Annotated in this window: 17 protein-coding genes; 5 read left to right on the forward strand and 12 right to left on the reverse strand. The window is 74.3% G+C overall.

All coding sequences use genetic code 11. The features are described 5' to 3' along the window. Positions 1-3 precede the first annotated feature (3 nt). From egtD to egtA, 4 genes are read right to left on the reverse strand one after another with little or no spacing between them, the layout of a single operon-like run. Positions 4-966 carry an L-histidine N(alpha)-methyltransferase gene (gene egtD, locus AB0E88_RS14485; RefSeq protein ID WP_361629398.1) on the reverse strand — a complete coding sequence of 321 codons (963 nt, stop codon included), beginning with the start codon at positions 964-966 and terminating at the stop codon, positions 4-6. Next, positions 963-1,745: an ergothioneine biosynthesis protein EgtC gene (egtC, locus tag AB0E88_RS14490; protein WP_361629401.1), complete on the reverse strand. Its 783-nt coding sequence runs from the start codon at positions 1,743-1,745 to the stop codon at positions 963-965. Before egtC ends, egtD begins: the two co-directional genes overlap by 4 nt. Continuing rightward, positions 1,745-3,064 (reverse strand): ergothioneine biosynthesis protein EgtB, encoded by a 1,320-nt coding sequence (gene egtB, locus AB0E88_RS14495; RefSeq protein WP_361629404.1) that lies wholly within the window; start codon positions 3,062-3,064, stop codon positions 1,745-1,747. Before egtB ends, egtC begins: the two co-directional genes overlap by 1 nt. Then, positions 3,061-4,383 (reverse strand): ergothioneine biosynthesis glutamate--cysteine ligase EgtA, encoded by a 1,323-nt coding sequence (gene egtA / locus AB0E88_RS14500; RefSeq protein ID WP_361629407.1) that lies wholly within the window; start codon positions 4,381-4,383, stop codon positions 3,061-3,063. Before egtA ends, egtB begins: the two co-directional genes overlap by 4 nt. A 270-nt stretch (positions 4,384-4,653) precedes the next feature. Between egtA and AB0E88_RS14505 the strand changes: the two genes are divergently transcribed. Continuing rightward, on the forward strand, positions 4,654-5,481 hold the full coding sequence (locus AB0E88_RS14505; protein WP_361629410.1) for a TIGR02452 family protein: 828 nt from the start codon (positions 4,654-4,656) through the stop codon (positions 5,479-5,481). Here AB0E88_RS14505 and AB0E88_RS14510 read toward each other — a convergent pair. The 4 genes from AB0E88_RS14510 to AB0E88_RS14525 all read right to left on the reverse strand — a co-directional run bounded on the left by AB0E88_RS14510 (position 5,466) and on the right by AB0E88_RS14525 (position 9,223). Beyond that, complete coding sequence (locus AB0E88_RS14510; RefSeq protein WP_361629413.1) at positions 5,466-5,915, reverse strand: type II toxin-antitoxin system PemK/MazF family toxin; 450 nt, start codon at positions 5,913-5,915, stop codon at positions 5,466-5,468. The genes AB0E88_RS14505 and AB0E88_RS14510 overlap by 16 nt on opposite strands. A 43-nt stretch (positions 5,916-5,958) precedes the next feature. Beyond that, positions 5,959-7,437 (reverse strand): SPFH domain-containing protein, encoded by a 1,479-nt coding sequence (locus AB0E88_RS14515; RefSeq protein ID WP_361629416.1) that lies wholly within the window; start codon positions 7,435-7,437, stop codon positions 5,959-5,961. Between the two features lie 133 nt (positions 7,438-7,570). After that, a complete protein-coding gene (locus tag AB0E88_RS14520) occupies positions 7,571-7,789 on the reverse strand; it encodes a hypothetical protein (protein WP_361629419.1) in 219 nt (72 codons plus the stop codon). A 33-nt stretch (positions 7,790-7,822) separates the two neighbouring features. After that, positions 7,823-9,223, reverse strand: coding sequence for an amidase (locus AB0E88_RS14525; protein WP_361629422.1), 1,401 nt, complete (start codon positions 9,221-9,223; stop codon positions 7,823-7,825). Between the two features lie 226 nt (positions 9,224-9,449). On the opposite strand from AB0E88_RS14525, the gene AB0E88_RS14530 reads away from it, so the two are divergent. Then, positions 9,450-10,241 (forward strand): hypothetical protein, encoded by a 792-nt coding sequence (locus tag AB0E88_RS14530; protein ID WP_361629425.1) that lies wholly within the window; start codon positions 9,450-9,452, stop codon positions 10,239-10,241. Here the strand turns inward: AB0E88_RS14530 and AB0E88_RS14535 are convergent. Further along, a complete protein-coding gene (locus AB0E88_RS14535) occupies positions 10,162-10,992 on the reverse strand; it encodes an MIP/aquaporin family protein (protein WP_361629428.1) in 831 nt (276 codons plus the stop codon). The genes AB0E88_RS14530 and AB0E88_RS14535 overlap by 80 nt on opposite strands. Before the next feature lie 172 nt (positions 10,993-11,164). On the opposite strand from AB0E88_RS14535, the gene AB0E88_RS14540 reads away from it, so the two are divergent. Beyond that, positions 11,165-12,037 carry a fructosamine kinase family protein gene (locus AB0E88_RS14540; protein ID WP_361629431.1) on the forward strand — a complete coding sequence of 291 codons (873 nt, stop codon included), beginning with the start codon at positions 11,165-11,167 and terminating at the stop codon, positions 12,035-12,037. A 552-nt stretch (positions 12,038-12,589) separates the two neighbouring features. Here AB0E88_RS14540 and AB0E88_RS14545 read toward each other — a convergent pair. From AB0E88_RS14545 to AB0E88_RS14555, 3 genes are all read right to left on the reverse strand, one after another. After that, on the reverse strand, positions 12,590-12,940 hold the full coding sequence (locus tag AB0E88_RS14545; protein ID WP_361629434.1) for a hypothetical protein: 351 nt from the start codon (positions 12,938-12,940) through the stop codon (positions 12,590-12,592). A 124-nt stretch (positions 12,941-13,064) separates the two neighbouring features. Continuing rightward, a complete protein-coding gene (locus AB0E88_RS14550; protein ID WP_361629437.1) occupies positions 13,065-13,421 on the reverse strand; it encodes a DUF6479 family protein in 357 nt (118 codons plus the stop codon). Between the two features lie 37 nt (positions 13,422-13,458). Beyond that, a complete protein-coding gene (locus tag AB0E88_RS14555) occupies positions 13,459-13,863 on the reverse strand; it encodes a ChaB family protein (RefSeq protein ID WP_361629440.1) in 405 nt (134 codons plus the stop codon). A 123-nt stretch (positions 13,864-13,986) separates the two neighbouring features. Here AB0E88_RS14555 and AB0E88_RS14560 point away from each other — a divergent pair, with 123 nt between their 5' ends. Together AB0E88_RS14560 and AB0E88_RS14565 are read left to right on the forward strand one after the other, a co-directional pair. Further along, positions 13,987-14,361 (forward strand): ferredoxin, encoded by a 375-nt coding sequence (locus AB0E88_RS14560; protein WP_361629443.1) that lies wholly within the window; start codon positions 13,987-13,989, stop codon positions 14,359-14,361. A 175-nt stretch (positions 14,362-14,536) separates the two neighbouring features. Then, positions 14,537-15,385: an oxygenase MpaB family protein gene (locus tag AB0E88_RS14565; RefSeq protein ID WP_361629446.1), complete on the forward strand. Its 849-nt coding sequence runs from the start codon at positions 14,537-14,539 to the stop codon at positions 15,383-15,385. The last annotated feature ends 143 nt before the right edge of the window (positions 15,386-15,528 follow it).

Below are 15,528 nucleotides of genomic sequence, written 5' to 3' on the forward strand. Positions count from 1 at the left end.
CCGTCAGCGGGCCGTGGCCAGCGACAGCGCGAACCTCCCCTCCCGGTCCGTCCACCAGTGGGACAACTCCATACCGCTCGCGGCGAGTTCCTCCGCGACCCCTTCCTCGCGGAACTTCGCCGACACCTCCGTGCGCAGCTCCTCGCCCGCCGCGAAGTCGACGGCGAGGCCCAGCGCGGGCACCTTCACCGTCTGCGCGGTGCGGGAGCGCAGGCGCATCTCGATCCACTCGCGGTCCGCGTCCCACCGGGCGACGTGGTCGAAGGCGTCCGCGTCGAAGTCGGCGCCCAGCTCGCGGTTGATCACGGTGAGGACGTTCTTGTTGAACGCCGCCGTCACCCCGGCCGCGTCGTCGTAGGCGCGGACCAGGACCCGCTCGTCCTTCACCAGGTCCGTGCCGAGCAGCAGCGCGTCACCGGGGGAGAGCAGCCCCCGGACCGACGCGAGGAACGCGGACCGCTCGGCCGGCAGCAGATTGCCGATCGTGCCGCCGAGGAACGCCACCAGCCGCGGACCCGGTGTGTCCGGCAGCGCGAGCGCCCCGGTGAAGTCGGCGATCAGGGCGTGCACGTGCAGGTCCGGCCGCTCGGCGGCGAGCGCCTGCCCGGCCTGGGTGAGCGCGCTCTCGCTGACGTCGACCGGCACATAGGTGTGCAGCGAGGTCAGCGCGTCGATCAGGTACCGGGTCTTCTCCGAGGAACCGGAGCCCAGCTCGATCAGGGTACGGGCCCCGGTGGCGGCGGCGATGTCCCCGGACCGGTCGATCAGGATCTCGCGCTCGGCGCGCGTCGGGTAGTACTCCTCCAGCGCCGTGATCTGCTCGAACAGATCGCTTCCGTGGGCGTCGTAGAACCACTTCGGCGGCAGCGTCTTCGGGGTGGCCGCGAGGCCGGCGAGGACGTCCGCGCGCAGGGCGGCGTCCGTGGCGTCCTCCGGCAGGGTGCGGGTGATGCGGAACGGGCTCACGGTCGGGGCTCCTTGAGGGGTGCGTCCTGATCGAGGTCCTTCAGTTCGGTGAGCAGCACCTCGGTGCGGCTCGCCGTCAGCAGGGTGCGGTCGGGGACCTCGTGCCACAGCGGGTCGTCGTCGTAGGGCTCGGAGGCCACGACCGTGCGGCGGCCCGGCTCGGCCAGGTACCACAGGGTGTCGCCCCAGGCGGTCGCGGCGATGGTGTCGCCGTCGGTGAGCAGCAGGTTGAGCCGGGATCCCGGCGCGGCCCGGGCGGTCTCGGCGACCGTGTCGGCCAGCGCCTGGCCCATCTCGTCACCGGCCCGCAGCCGGGCCAGCACCAGCGCCCACACCAGCGCCGAGTCGGTGCGGGCCTCCAGCGCCAGCAGGTCCTCGGCGGGCAGGGTGCGCGAGAGGGCGGCCAGGGAGCGCGGCCAGCCGGCGATCGCGCCGTTGTGGCTGAACAGCCAGCGGCCCGAGGCGAACGGCGCGGCAGCGGCCTCCGCGTCGGCCCCCGCCAGCGTCGCGTCCCGTACGGCGGCCAGCAGCGCCCGGGTGCGCACCACTCGGGCCAGGTCGGCGAAGGACTGGTCGGCCCAGATCGGGCCGGCCCGGCGGTAGCGCGCCGGCACCGGGTCGCCCTCGGCGTACCAGCCGACCCCGAAGCCGTCGGCGTTGACCGTGCCGTACCGCTGCCGCCGGGGCGCCCAGGACTGCCGGTACAGGCCGTGCTCCGGCTCCACCAGGAGCCGCCCGAGCGGTTCCTCGTCGCCCACACACGCGAGGTGACGGCACATCAGACGCCCTCCACGGACCGGGCGGTGCGGAAGCCGGAGAAGATCTGCCGCCGGATCGGGTAGTCCCAGTTGCGGAAGGTGCCGCGGCACGCCACCGGGTCCACCGCGAACGAGCCGCCGCGCAGCACCTTGTACTCGGGCCCGAAGAACACCTCCGAGTACTCCTTGTACGGGAACGCCGTGAAACCCGGGTAGGGCAGGAAGTCGCTCGCCGTCCACTCCCACACGTCGCCGATCAACTGCCGTACGCCGAGCGGCGACTCGCCCTCCGGGTAGCTGCCGGCCGGGGCCGGGCGCAGATGGCGCTGGCCGAGGTTGGCGTGCTCGGGCTCCGGGTCGGCGTCGCCCCACGGGTAGCGCATCGAGCCGCCGGTCGCCGGGTCGAAGCGGGCCGCCTTCTCCCACTCCGCCTCCGTCGGCAGCCGCCGCCCGGCCCAGCGGGCGTAGGCGTCGGCCTCGTACCAGCACACGTGCAGGACCGGCTCGTCCGGCGGGACGACCTCCGTGACGCCGAAACGGCGGCGCAGCCACTGCCCGCCGTCGCGGCGCCAGTACAGCGGCGCGTGGATCGTGTGGCGGCGGATGTGGTCCCAGCCCTCGCGGGTCCACCAGCGGGGGTCGTCGTAGCCGCCGTCCTCGATGAACGCCTGGTAGGCGCGGTTGGTCACCGGAGTGGTGTCGATCGCGAACGGCGCGACCTCCCGGACGTGCGCGGGCTGTTCGTTGTCCAGCGCCCACGGCTCGCCGGAGGTACCCATGGTGAACGGGCCGCCGGGGACGACGACTTCGGCCGGGCCGGTGAACAGGGGCGCCGGATCGGGGTCCGGGGCGGTCAGGGCCTGCGGTCCCGTGCGCAGCTGATGGGTGATCAGCATCGTCTCGTCGTGCTGCTGTTCATGCTGCGCGATCATCCCGAACGCGAAGCCCGCCTCGGTCAGCCGGGTGCCGTCCAGCCGGGCGGACTCCAGCACGTCCAGGGCCCGGGTGCGCACCTGGGCGGCGTACGCGCGGGCCTCGTCGGGCGGGAGCAGGGGCAGGGAGGGCCGTTCGGCGCGAGGGTGCTCGAAGGCGTCGTAGAGATGGTCGATCTCGGGGCGTATCGCCTCCTGTCCGCCGACCGTGCGCAGCAGCCACTGCTCCTCCTGGTTGCCGATGTGCGCGAGGTCCCACACCAGCGGGGACATCAGCGGCGAGTGCTGTGCGGTGAGGTCGGGGCCTTCGACGCAGGTGGTGAGCAGGGTGGTGCGCTCGCGGGCGGTGGTGAGCGAGGTGAGGGCGCGCTCGCGGAGCGTGTCGGCGTCGGGCGCGGTCTCGGTCATCGCAGGTCGTCCTTCCCGTGGGCGCGCGCGTCCGCGCCGCGCAGTTCATCCAGCAGGTCGTCGGCGGGGCAGCGGCCCCTGAGCACATAGCGGTCCCGGTACGCCGCGACGGCGTCCGTGACCTCGGTGGTGGCACCGAGGCGGGGCAGTGCCGCGAGCGCCGCCGTGAAGCAGTCGGCGGCCGCCTCCGCGAGTTCCGGGTCGGTGAGGCCGTCGCGGGCCGCGTCGGCCCACAGCGGGTTGTGCGGTGCGGGCAGCGCGAGCGTCCGCTCCGTCAGCGGCTTCACCGTGCGATACGCGGTCTCGGCGGCCTCCGGGTCGTCGAACAGGGCGGCCGTCACCGCGAGCGGCACGATCCAGCCGTCCTCGCCGGGCTGGGCGTCGATCATCCGCAGTTCCAGATGACCGCGGGGGCGCACCGGTGGGAACAGCGTCGTGAGGTGGTAGTCGAGGTCGGCACGGGTCGGCGGCCGGGGGGCCCCGGAACGCGTCCACTCGCGGAAGGTGAGCCCGTCGGGCACCTCCCACGGGCCGTCCTCGCGCCGGACGCACATCACGGGCGCGTCCAGCACGTGCCGGGCCCACGCCGCGCGCGGCTCGCCGTCCGGGACGGGGGCGCCCGCGCGGCCCGGACCGATCTCCATCCAGCGCAGCTGCCGGGTGGAGCGCCAGCCGGTGGGGCGGTGCCCGGCCATCGGGGAGTGCGCGAAGGCCGCCACCAGAACGGCGCCGAGCGTATGGGCCAGCCACCAGCGGCGCCCGTGGCCCAGCGGGCCGGGCTCCTCGTGTCCGGCGTCCACGCACACCTGCACGGAGGCGGAGGCCCGCATCATCGCGCGGCCGGCCGGTCCGGCGCGGTCGAGGGCGGTCTCCATGGCGTCGTAGCGCGGTTCGCGCAGATACCGGCGCGGCAGGTGCCAGGGGTCGTGGCCGATGCCGGCCAGGACCAGGCCGTCGCGGCGCAGTACGGCGCGGACGGCGGCGAGGTCGGCGGAGACGGTGCCGACGCACTCCATCAGGGAGGCGGCGGGCGGCGAGCTCAGTTCCAGCTGGCCGCCGGGTTCGACGGTGAGGGCCGAGCCCAGGGGCACGTTCCGCAATGCGGCGTAGGCCGCGTCGAGCCGGTCGGGTGACACGGGGAGCAGCGGGTCGCGCTCCTCGTGGACGAGCCATTCCACTTCCACCCCGAGCCGACGGGGCGGTCCGGTCTTGAAGCAGATGCCCCTGACCAGGGCCTCCACCTCGGCCTCGGTGACACGTATACGGGGCTCGTCGTGCTCCGTACAGTCACCCGCCGCAGTAGGCGACGAATCGGACATGTCGGGATCCTCCTGAGAGTCCACCATGCCGCCGGCCCGGCTCCGGGTGGTCCGGGCGCGGCACGCTCGTCCCACCCAAGACGCTCCTGCCGAATCGCACAAGAGTGCCAGGCGACACGTTCCGGGCTTCGTAAGGTTCCTTTCCCGCAGGTTTTCCGCCGCGTTCCACGCCCGGGAAAACGCGTTGCGGCGCATGACCAGCATCGCTCAGGATGCGTGCATGAGCACGACGGGGGAGCGCGCGCTCCCGGCGTCCACGGGGGTGGCGCCGTGAGCGCGCGCCTGCGCGGCATCGCGCGGGAGACGGAGACGATCGTCGAGGCGGGCCGCTACGCCCGGCCGGACGGGCGCACGGTGCCCCTCGCGGGGGCGATCGAGGCGGCGCGGCAGGGCACGCGGATGCACGGCCCGGAGCCGGTGCCCGTGCCCCCGGCGCCGCCGGCCGGCACGCGGATCGAGGTCACCGGCGAGAGCAGCCTTCTGGCCGCCCGCCGCCTCGCCCGCCACCCGGTGGCCGTCCTGAACTTCGCCTCCGCGCGCAATCCGGGCGGCGGCTACCTGAACGGGGCGCAGGCCCAGGAGGAGGCCCTGTGCCGCGCCTCCGCGCTGCACACCTGCCTGCTGCGGGCGCCGGAGTTCTACGACCACCACCGCACCCACCGCGACCCGTTCTACACGGACCGGGTCATCCACTCCCCGGGAGTGCCGGTCTTCCGCGACGACCGGGGCCGTCTGCTGGACGAGCCCTTCCAGGCCGGCTTCCTGACCGCCGCCGCGCCGAACGCCGGCGTCGTCCTGCGCACGGCGCCCCAGCGCGCGGCCGAGCTGCCGCGCGCCCTGGCGGTACGGGCGGAGCGGGTCCTGGAGACAGCGGCCGCGCACGGGTACCGGCGACTGGTGCTGGGCGCCTGGGGCTGCGGCGTCTTCCGCAACGATCCGGCCCAGGTGGCCGCGGCGTTTCACGCGCTGCTCACCCCCGGAGGGCGGTTCGCCCACCGGTTCGACCACGTGGTCTTCGGCGTCCTGGACCGCAGGGGCGACACCCGGGCCGCTTTCGAACGCTGCTTCGAGGGTGCGGCCGCTCAGGTCCAGCCGTAGCGCTCCGCCAGCCGCCTGCGGACCAGGTCGAAGCGCATCCTGTCCAGGGCGCAGGCCTCGCGGCGCATGCCCTGCTCGTGCAGGCGCAGCACGCGGTCCACGTCCACCCAGGAGTCGCGCCCGGAGCGGTCCCACGGGCCGCTGCCGATCGGCACCCACTCCCGGTCGCCGTCGTGCCGCTTGCTGGACAACTGCACGGCCAGGAAGGTGCCGGCCGCCTCGCGGGCCACGACCAGCACCGGCCGGTCCTTGCCCCGGCCGTCGTTCTCCTCGAACGGCACCCAGGTCCAGACGATCTCGCCGGGGTCGGGATCGCCGTCATGGGCGGGGGAGTACTCGGTGCGCACCCGGCCGACCTCGCGCGGATCGGCCTCGGTGGTGGCCGTCGGGCCCTGACGGCCGGGGACGTTCTCTTCTTCGGTGAAAGCGGTCACGGGGGCACCCTAGAGGTTCCCCCGTGACCGCGCGATCAGTGCCTCACGCGTCCTGGACCGGCACCCTCTGCGGCGGCTGGGGAGCGGACCCGTTCAGCGACGGACCGCCCGGGTTCTGGCCGTTAGCGTTCATCGACGCGAGCAGCTGGCGGGCCAGTCCGAGACCCGTGCCGCCCATGGTGAGCGCCTTGGCGAACACGTCCGCCATGCCGTCGGCGCCGTTCAGCAGCACCATGTTGTCGACATTGCCGAAGGCCGACGCCCCGGCCTGGACGATCTCCGGCCACTTCTCGGCGAGTTGCTGGGCGACGACCGCCTCCTGGTTCTCGGCGAGCGCGGCGGCCCGCGCCTTGATCGCCTCGGCCTCGGCGAGACCCTGCGCCTTGACCGCCTCCGCCTGCGCGAGCCCCTTGGCCTGGGCGGCTGCCGCCTCGGCCTCACCGGTGGCCCGGGTGGCGGCGGCGCCGGCCTCACCGCGCGTCCTGGTCGCCTCGGCCTCCGCGCCCGCGGCCGTCTTGACCCGGGTCGCCTCGGCCGCCGCGGCCAGTTCCGTCTCCTTCGCCTTGGCCTGGGCCGCCGAGATCCGTGCGTCCCGCTCGGCCTCGGCCAGCGTCCGCGTCTCGTAGGCGCGGGCGTCGGCCGGCTTGCGCACGTCCGCCTGGAGCTGCTGCTCGCGCCGGTGCGCCTCCAGCTCCGCGACCCGGGTCTCCTGCACGACGACCTCCTGCCGGGCCCCGGCCTCGGCGAGCGGCCCGGCCTGGCGGGCCTTGGCGGCCGCCTTGTCCCGCTCGGCCTGGTAGCCGGCCTGGAGGATCTCGCTGTCCCGGGTCGCCTCCGCCATCCGCGCGAACGACTGCTGCTCGGCCTCGGTCGCCAGCCGGTTGGCCTCGGCCTGCGCGATCCGCGCGTCCCGCTGCACGGCCGCCGCGTGCGGCATCGCCAGGTTCTGGATGTACCCGGTCGGGTCCTCGATCTCGTGGATCTGCAACGAGTCCACGATCAGGCCCAGTTTCTCCATCTCCGTGCCGCACGCGGCACGCGTCTGACCCGTCAGCTTCTCCCGGTCGCGGATCATGTCCTCGACCGTCAACCCGCCCACGATGGACCGCAGATGACCGGCGAAGACGTTGTGCACCCGCTCCGACATCAGCCTCTGCTGGTCCAGGAAACGGCGGGCCGCGTTCGCGATCGACACGAAGTCGTCGCCCACCTTGAAGATGACCACGCCGCGCACCTTCAGCGGGATGCCCTGATGGGTGACGCAGTCCACCTGCAACTCGGTCTCGTTCAGGTCCAGCGAGAGCTTGCGCACCGCCTGCACCCCGGGCAGCACCAGCGTGCCGCGCCCGGTGACGATGCGGAAGCCCATGCCCTCCTCCAGGCCCTCCGTACGGTGCTTGGAGCCGGAGATGATGAGCGCCTCGTTCGGTTCGGCGACACGCCACATGAGCTTGAACAGACCGATCAGAAGCAGGACGGCAACGACGACCGCCCCCGCAACGACGCCGACGACCATCGGCATTCGCCCCCTTTGCATGGTGCCCTTTCGGCACCGAACGAAGGGAGTGTGCGCCCGGCGGCCCCGCGCCGGAAGACGTCCGTGAATCCTTGTTGCAATCTTGACGCAGACGCCTCTCACCTGCGCCGCGGCGGGCTCAACTGTCGTAGGCGGCCGTGACGTAGACGGTCCGCGGCGGCAGGTACTCGACCACCATCACGACCGTGCCGCGCTCGATCCGGGCGGTGCCCGCGGCCGGGTAGGCGAGGAAGTGCTCGGCGCCGCCCCGCACCCGGACGATCACCTCGCCGACCAGCCCGGGCCCGACCGTTCCGGTGACCCGCCCCATGAGCCCGACCATCGACGCATCGTCCATGGTCACAGCGTACGGGCCGGGCCGGGGCGGGGCCTATGCCCCGGGCGGCCACCGTTCGTGCCAGCGCGCCTCGGCCTCCAACCGGGCCGCCAGCGACACGAGCAGCGGTTCGCTGTGGGCGGGGCCGAGCAACTGGGCGCCCACCGGCAGCCCGTCGGCGGTGAACCCGGCGGGCACGTTGACACCGGGCCAGCCGAGCACGTTCCACGGCCAGGCGTAGGGGCAGGCCGCGATCATCGCCCGGTCGGTGGCGAACCCGCTCAGCGCGTGCAGGGCGCCGATGCGGGGCGGGGGAGCGGCCGTGGTCGGCGCGAGGATCACGTCGTACGACGTGAAGAACGCGCCGATACGACGGTGCAGCACCGCCTCGGCCCGCCGCGCCGTCCGCAGTGGCGCCCCGCCGAGCAGCCGGCCGAGCCGGGCGGCGCCGCGGGTGCGGGCGTCGAGCAGCTCGGGGAACGGCGCCTCGGCGACACGTTCGGCGATCCCGGCGGTGGCGCGCGGCACGAAGGTCAGCCCGATCGGTCCGTACGGCGGGTCGGCCTCCTCCACCACATGCCCCAACCCGGCCAGCGTCTCGGCGAGTTCGACGACCCGGGCGCGCACCTCCGGTCGCAGCCGGGCCGGCACCGCGGTGAACGGCGGCTTCAGCGACAGCGCGATCCGCAGCCGCCCCGGGTCGCGGCCGACCGCGTCGGACACGGTCAGCGCGCGCGGCCGGTGCGGGTCGCGCGCGTGGTTGCCGCTCGCCGCGTCCAGCAGCAGCGCGGCGTCGGCGACCGTGCGGGCGAGGGTGCCGTTGACCGTGATGCCGTGGAAGGACTCGCCGCGCGGCCAGGTCGAGATCCGGCCGCGCTGCGGCTTGATGCCGACGAGATGGGTCCAGGCGGCCGGGATGCGCACCGAGCCGGCGCCGTCCGAGCCGAGCGCCGCGGGCACCAGTCCGGCGGCGACGGCGGCGGCCGACCCGCCGGACGAACCGCCCGGCGTGTGCCCGGGGTTCCACGGGTTGCGGGTCGCGCCGAACGCGGGCCCCTCGGTGTGGGGCCACTGCCCGAACTCACAGGTGTTGGTCTTGCCGACGATCACCGCCCCGGCCGCGCGCAGCCGCCGTACCGCTTCTCCGTCCTCGGTCACGGGCGGGAAGTCGCCGCAGCAGCCGAACGCGGTCGGCTCGCCCGCGACGTCCATGTCGTCCTTGACGGCGACCGGCACCCCGAGCAGCGGCCTGCGCCCGCCCGCGGCCAGTTCCCGGTCCGCCGCCCCGGCCTCGGCGAGCGCGGCCTCGGCCCGGACGATCCGGAACGCGTTCACCGTCGCCTGTGACGCCTCGATCCGCCGCAGCGTGCGCTCGGCCAGCTCCCGCGCGCTCACCTCGCCCGCGGCCAGCGCACGGGCGGTCTCGGCCAGTCCTGCGGGGCGGTCGAGCGTCATACGGCGCACCTCCGGAACTCCGTCGTCTACCGAACGGTAACCTGCGGGGCGCGGGCGGGGAACGCCGCGTCGTCCGGCCGGGGTCGAGCGGGCCGGTCGGGAGCCTTCCCTACGATGGCGGTGGTCGTGCTGGAGGGGGCGGCGGGGTCGCGCCCCGCGTCAGGGGGCAGGTGTGTACCGGGGCGAGGGACGTCCGTACGGGGAAGGCGCGGGTGGCGGTGGAGCGATGCCGCCCGCCGTGCGGGAGAGCCGGCGCGGGCGGCCTCGGGGGCTGTCCCGGCGCGCGGTGGTGTTCGTCGGGCGGACGCTGTGGAACGAGTTCCGCGGCATCGTGGCCGACCCGGTCGTCCGGCTCGTGCGCCGCGGGCCGGGCGCGCTGCTGCTGGGATGCGTGGCCTGCGTGGGGGTGATCTTCTTCCACGCGATCGCGCAGTACCGGGTGGGCGCGACCGTGGTGCGCGTCCTCGGCGGCGTCCGCGGCGACCTGCCGCTGTGGCTGGCCCTGCTGCGCACCCCGGTGTCGCTGTACGTGCCGGCGCTCGACCTGCCGGTGTGGGCGGGCCTCACGTCGCTGTTCCTGGCGTTCGCGCTGGCCGAGGTGGCGCTCGGCCGGATCCGTACCCTGGCCGTCGCCTACGCGACCACGCTGGCCGGCACGCTCGCGGCCCGGGTGATGATCGCGATCGGGCCCGGCTGGTGGGGGCTCGGCCTGTCCCCGGAGACGGGCCAGGTGCTCGACACCGGCCCCTCGGCGGCGGTCGTGGGGCTGTTCACGTACATGGCGGTGACCCGCCGCGCGCCCGTGCTGTTCACGCTGACCGGCGGGTCGATGGTGTGGGAGTCGATCGCCGTGCCCAACCTGGCCGGGCGTGAACACCTGGTCGCGGTGGGCGCGGCGATCGTGCTCGGCGTGCTGCACGGTCGCCTGCGGCGGCCGTCTATTCGGGACCTCCTGCGTCGGGCGCGGGAACGCGGCCGGGCTCCTGCTCCTCCACGCCGCGCCGCAGGATCGGAGTGATCATGAAGTGGTAGATCGCGGCACCCACCACACCGCCGACGAGCGGCCCGACGATGGGCACCCAGAAGTAGAGATCGCCGTACTGGTCTCTGAACGCCGTGCCGTACCCCGTGATGAAGCTGGCCAGCCGGGGGCCGAAGTCACGGGCCGGGTTGATGGCGTACCCCGCGTCCGTGCCCCAGGCCATACCGATCGCCACGACGACGAGGCCGATGATGAAGGGTGCGAGGTTGGCGCCGGGCGGGGTGTTGAGCAGGTCGGTGATCGCGAAGATCAGCAGCACCAGGATGGCTGTGCCGATCACCTGGTCACGCAGCGCGCCCCATTGGCTGACCGGGAAGACACCGTTGCCCGGCAGGGTCGAGAACACGCCTTGCGACTTGATCGTGTGACCGGGGTCGAACTTCGCCAGGACCTCCGTGTAGTTCCAGCGCACGATCAGCGCGGCGACGAACGCGCCCGCCGTCTGCGCCAGGGCGTACGGCAGGACCTTGCTCCAGGAGAACCCCTTGAAGCAGGCCAGAGCCACGGTCACGGCCGGATTGAGATGCGCACCGCTGATCCGGGCGGCGACGTACACACCGAGGGTGACGCCGAGCCCCCAGGCCCAGGCGATGCTGTCGTGATTTCCGAGTCCGGCGGCCACGACCTGGGCGACCACGCCGACTCCGAAAAGGATGAGGACCATGGTGCCGAGGAATTCCGAGACCAGCTCGCCGGCCATTCCTCTGGCGGTCGTCCTGTCTGCCATGGAGCACCGCCTCCACCTTCTGAGGGGGGATGGGTGTGATGACGATGGGGCGTTTTGCATGCGAGCGTGATGTTTTGATGCTGGACGTCCCGAGCCGGAACGTCAACCGGAGCAACACGTTCCGTCTGTGTGGGTGGTCCTGGCCTGCGGTGTACGGCCGTACGCTGGCGCCGTGTGGAACAGCTCCGACGGTCTGGATGCCGGGGCCGTGGCGGCCCGGTTCACCGGCGGGCGCGTGACGGGGCAGCGGCGGCTGTCCGGGGTGCTCGCCGAGGTCGCGCTGGACGACGGGCGCGTGGTGATGGTCAAACGCGGCGACCAGGACGGCGCGGTGCGCGCCGAGGCGGCCGGCCTGCGCTGGCTGGCGGACGCCCGTGCCGTACGGGTGCCCGTGGTGTACGGGCAGGACGAGCGTCGGCTGGTCACCGACCGCGTCCCCGACGGGCCGCCCACCGCGGAGGCGGCGGTCCGCTTCGGGCGCGAGCTGGCCGCCCTGCACGCCGCCGGCGCCCCCGCCTTCGGAGCCGCGCCGCCCGGCGGGCCCCAAGACGCCTGGATCGGTCTCGCCCCCATGCGCAACGTCCCCGGCCCGGACTGGCCGCGCTGGTACGCCGAGCACCGCGTGCTGCCCTATCTGCGCCGCGCCGTCGACCTGGGGACCGTCCGCGCCACGGAGGCGCCGGTGGTCGAACGGGTCTGCGAACGACTGCCCGAGCTGGCCGGCCCCGCCGAGCCGCCCGCCCGGTTGCACGGCGACCTGTGGAACGGCAACGTGGTGTGGGGAGCCGACGGGCACGCCTGGGTCATCGACCCGGCCGCGCACGGCGGACACCGCGAGAGCGATCTCGCGATGCTGCACCTCTTCGGCTGCCCCCACCTCGAGCGGGTGCTGGAGGGCTACCAGGACGCGGCACCGCTCGCCGCGGGCTGGCGCGAGCGTATCGCCCTCCACCAGCTCTTCCCGCTTCTGGTGCACGCCGTCCTGTTCGGCCGCGGGTACGCCGAGCAGGCACTGACGGCTGCCCGGACGACTGCGTCGGGCTGAGCGGGGAACGCGCGGGTTCGGCTGCGCGCCCGCGACCCGCCCGGCGCGCGGGGGGTGTTCGTCCGCGCGGCGGAGGCGCGCGGCGAACCGGCGCGGCGAACCCGCGTCGCGAGCCGGCGCCGCCGAGGCGCGAGGCGCGAGCCGCGAGGTGGATGCGCCAGGTCGTCCACACGAGCCGGCAGCGGTCGACGCAACGGCTCCGCCCCCGGACACCCCGGGTACTCCGGCTCTGCGCGCCGGGGCGTTCGTCCGCGCCGCGAACCCGCGTCGCGGAGGCGCGCTGCGGGAGGCGGGGGCGCCAGTCGTCCACACGCACCGGCAGCGGCCGACACAATGGCTCGGCCCTTCCTTGGATGCCCCGGTGCGCCGGGCGCCGGGTACCGCCCTTCCGCTGCCGCCGTGTCGCCGCCCAGCGGTGCGTCTCCGTCCGGCTCCGCGTCAGCGGCACGCGCGCACGTTTCTCCCCGCCTCGGCGGCAGCCCCGCGCGGCGCGCAAAGAGGCCCCCGCCGTCCCCGGCGGAAGGGCCGGGGTGGCGGGGGCGCGGGGGCCGGCTAGGTCCGGTCGCCCTTCGGCTTGCCGCGCTGGTCCGGGGTGCCGTGCGGCGGGGGGCTGAAGGGCTGGGGGGACGTCGCCGGGGTCACGGGGGAACCGGTGCGGCCCTGACCCTGCTCGGGGCGCAGGGCGCCCGGGTCGCCGCCGGACGGCTCGGCACCGGCCCGCAACTGGTCCAGGCGTGACGTCAGGACCTCGGTGATCGGCAGGCGGTCGGCGTGGGTGCGCTCGTAGGCGAGGAGTTCCTCGACCTCCTCGGCGGTCAGCGACCGCACACGGCTCTCCAGACCGCCGGTCGGGAGGTGGTCGTAGTCGGGCAGGGGCAGGGCGCTGCGGCCGGGGTCGGCCATGTGGACCTCACTTCCCTTCGCACGGGGGCTCCGGGCCGGGCGGGTGCCTCCCGGTGGCCGTACGCCCCGCCGGTGCGGGGCGTACGAGCGCGGGGGCCGGGGGCCGGGGGCTGGGGGCCGGGGCTCAGTGGGCGCCCAGACCGCCTCCGCCGAACGAGCCGCTGGAGCCCTTGCCCCACTTCGGCCGTTCCTGCGACTCGCTCGGCCGGGTGCCGAGGTTGCCGAACTCGTGCGGGAGCCGGCGCCGGCCGTCGTGGGGCACCTCCTCGGGTTCCCGGTTCTGCTGGATGCCGCGGACCGCGCCGCCCGGGGGCAGATGTGGCTGCTCCTCCGGACGCGGCGGGGCCGGCTCGCGGCTCTTGAAGACGTCACCGAACCAGAAGGCGCCGATCAAGCCGCCCACGAGGAAGACCCCGATGATGACGGGACCCAGGACGAGAGCGCCGCTCACGGCGGCCATCTGCATCATTGCGCTGCTCATATCACACGAATACCCCCCAAACGGCCGCGCTACCAGGTCACCGCGAACGGGATTGCCGGGTCCGGGAGCGGTTGGCCTTGCGGACCGCGTCGAGCAGCTCGGACTTCGACATCCGCGAACGCCCCTCGACGTCCAGGCGCCGCGCGAGGTCGTAGAGGTGCTCCTTCGTGGCCTGCTCGTCGACACCCTCGCCGCTGCGCCCGCCCTGCTGCCGGGGGCGTGCCGAGCGCGGGTCGGAGGGGCCCTTGCGGCCGCCCTCCTTGCGCTCCCAGTGGTCGCCGACCTTCTCGTGCGTGTGCTTGAGCGCCCCGTAGGCGACCCGGTGGGCCCGCTCGCCCTCGCCGTACGTCCCGACGGCGGAGTCGTGCGCCTTGATCCAGGTCTCCTGCGCGTCCTTCGAGGAGCGCTCGAGGGTCGACGGCAGCTCCTGTCGTCCGGGCACGTCGCTCGCCTCCTCCACCGCGGCTTCCGGGACTGTGCGGGTTCCCCGGACGGCGCCGGGATAACGGGCGCCGGGCGGGCTTCGGCCGGGTTTGGTGCGGTGGGCACCGGCTACCCGCACGGCGTGACTTCGACGACGACCCAGCAGGAGCTCATACGGTTCCTCGAGGACCGCTTCGCATGTGCCCAGGCGTGCACCGAGTGCGCCAGGGCCTGTGCGCTGCGGGCCAGCCTGGTGGACCCGGGAGGGACCGAAGAGCAGGAACTGGCGCGACGCAAGGGCATCATGTGCGCCGAGGTGTGCGATGCCACCTGCCGCGTGCTGTCCGAGCAGAACAGTGTGGACGAGGCCGGTATCCGCGTGCAGGTGGAGTGGTGCCGGACCGTCTGTCTGGAAGCGGCCCATGTCTTCGACGGCCACCCGGGCGCCGAGGACACGGCACGGCACTGCCGGGACTGCGCCCGTGCGTGCTCGGACTTCCTCCGCACACTCGCCTGACGAAACGCGGGGCGCCTCCGGCACCCTCGCAGAGGGAGGTGGCCCGTACATCCCTGTTGCCGAGATTCCTTACGAGACGTGATCCTTACCGGGACGCGTTCACCGGACGAGAAGCCCGCTCCGTAAAGCCCTGCACGAGCGTGCGTTCCCGGCCGGACCGCCGAGGGGGGATCACATGAGCGACGCCGACCCGGGTCTGTTCGGCCCCGACTCCGTGACGTGGCAGATGCACGGCGACCCGATGATGTGGGTCGCCGGCATCCGCGCGCTCTACCTCCAGGCCCTGCACCCGCGCGCGGTGCGCGGCGTCATGCAGAACAGCGATTTCCGGCGCGACGCCTGGGGACGGCTGCGGCGCACGGCGAACTTCGTCGGTACGACGACGTACGGGACCCGTGAGGCCGCCGAACGGGCCGGTGACCGCGTCCGGGGCATCCACCGCCGGCTCACGGCGACCGACCCGGCCACGGGGGAGCGGTACCGGATCGACGACCCCGAACTGCTGCTGTGGGTGCACTGCGCGGAGATCGACTCCTATCTGCACGTCCTGTGGCGTTCCGGTTTCCCGCTCACCGGCGCCGCCGCCGACCGCTACCTCGCCGAACACCGCGTCAGTGCCCGCCTGGTCGGGCTCGACCCCGAGGCCGTACCCGCCGACCGGGCGCGGCTCGCCGCCTACTTCGAGCAGGTCCGGCCGCAGCTCGCCGCCACGCCCGAGGCACGCGCCGTGGACGACTTCCTCCGCCGGCCGCCGACGCACCCCCTGCTCGTCCCGGCGCGTGAGGTGCTGTGGCGGCGCGTGGCGCAACTGGCCTACGCCTCCCTGCCGCCGTACGCCCACGCGCTGTACGGCAGACAGGCCCCGCCGCCCGCCGCCGTGACCCGGCGACTGCGCGCGACCGGCGCCCTGCTGCGCAGCGTTCCCGCAGGTGTGCGCTGGCAGCTGCCGCCCAAACACATCCTGCGCGCGGTCGCCCGGCTCGGCCCGGACAGCCGCCCGGCGGCGAACAGACCAGCGCGATGACCCGCCATGCTGACAAGCCAGGCGGCGGTCCCGCGACGAGCCGCTGGGCCGGCTCGGCCCCGGTGATCGGGACACCGTTCCCGCCCGCCCGGACGAGGCCCACTGCCTGCGGCGACTCGGCCGGCACGCCGAGGCGGCAGCGG

The sequence above is a fragment of the Streptomyces sp. NPDC028635 genome, assembly GCF_040637635.1.
Classification (GTDB): Bacteria; Actinomycetota; Actinomycetes; order Streptomycetales; family Streptomycetaceae; genus Streptomyces.

Coding starts and splice junctions, on each gene's coding strand:
- egtC (WP_361629401.1), bottom strand. CDS start 1,745: ATGTGCCGTCACCTCGCGTGTGTGGGCGACGAGGAACCGCTCGGGCGG.
- egtB (WP_361629404.1), bottom strand. CDS start 3,064: ATGACCGAGACCGCGCCCGACGCCGACACGCTCCGCGAGCGCGCCCTC.
- egtA (WP_361629407.1), bottom strand. CDS start 4,383: ATGTCCGATTCGTCGCCTACTGCGGCGGGTGACTGTACGGAGCACGAC.
- AB0E88_RS14515 (WP_361629416.1), bottom strand. CDS start 7,437: ATGCCGATGGTCGTCGGCGTCGTTGCGGGGGCGGTCGTCGTTGCCGTC.
- AB0E88_RS14520 (WP_361629419.1), bottom strand. CDS start 7,789: ATGGACGATGCGTCGATGGTCGGGCTCATGGGGCGGGTCACCGGAACG.
- AB0E88_RS14525 (WP_361629422.1), bottom strand. CDS start 9,223: ATGACGCTCGACCGCCCCGCAGGACTGGCCGAGACCGCCCGTGCGCTG.
- AB0E88_RS14530 (WP_361629425.1), top strand. CDS start 9,450: ATGCCGCCCGCCGTGCGGGAGAGCCGGCGCGGGCGGCCTCGGGGGCTG.
- AB0E88_RS14535 (WP_361629428.1), bottom strand. CDS start 10,992: ATGGCAGACAGGACGACCGCCAGAGGAATGGCCGGCGAGCTGGTCTCG.
- AB0E88_RS14545 (WP_361629434.1), bottom strand. CDS start 12,940: ATGGCCGACCCCGGCCGCAGCGCCCTGCCCCTGCCCGACTACGACCAC.
- AB0E88_RS14550 (WP_361629437.1), bottom strand. CDS start 13,421: ATGAGCAGCGCAATGATGCAGATGGCCGCCGTGAGCGGCGCTCTCGTC.
- AB0E88_RS14565 (WP_361629446.1), top strand. CDS start 14,537: ATGAGCGACGCCGACCCGGGTCTGTTCGGCCCCGACTCCGTGACGTGG.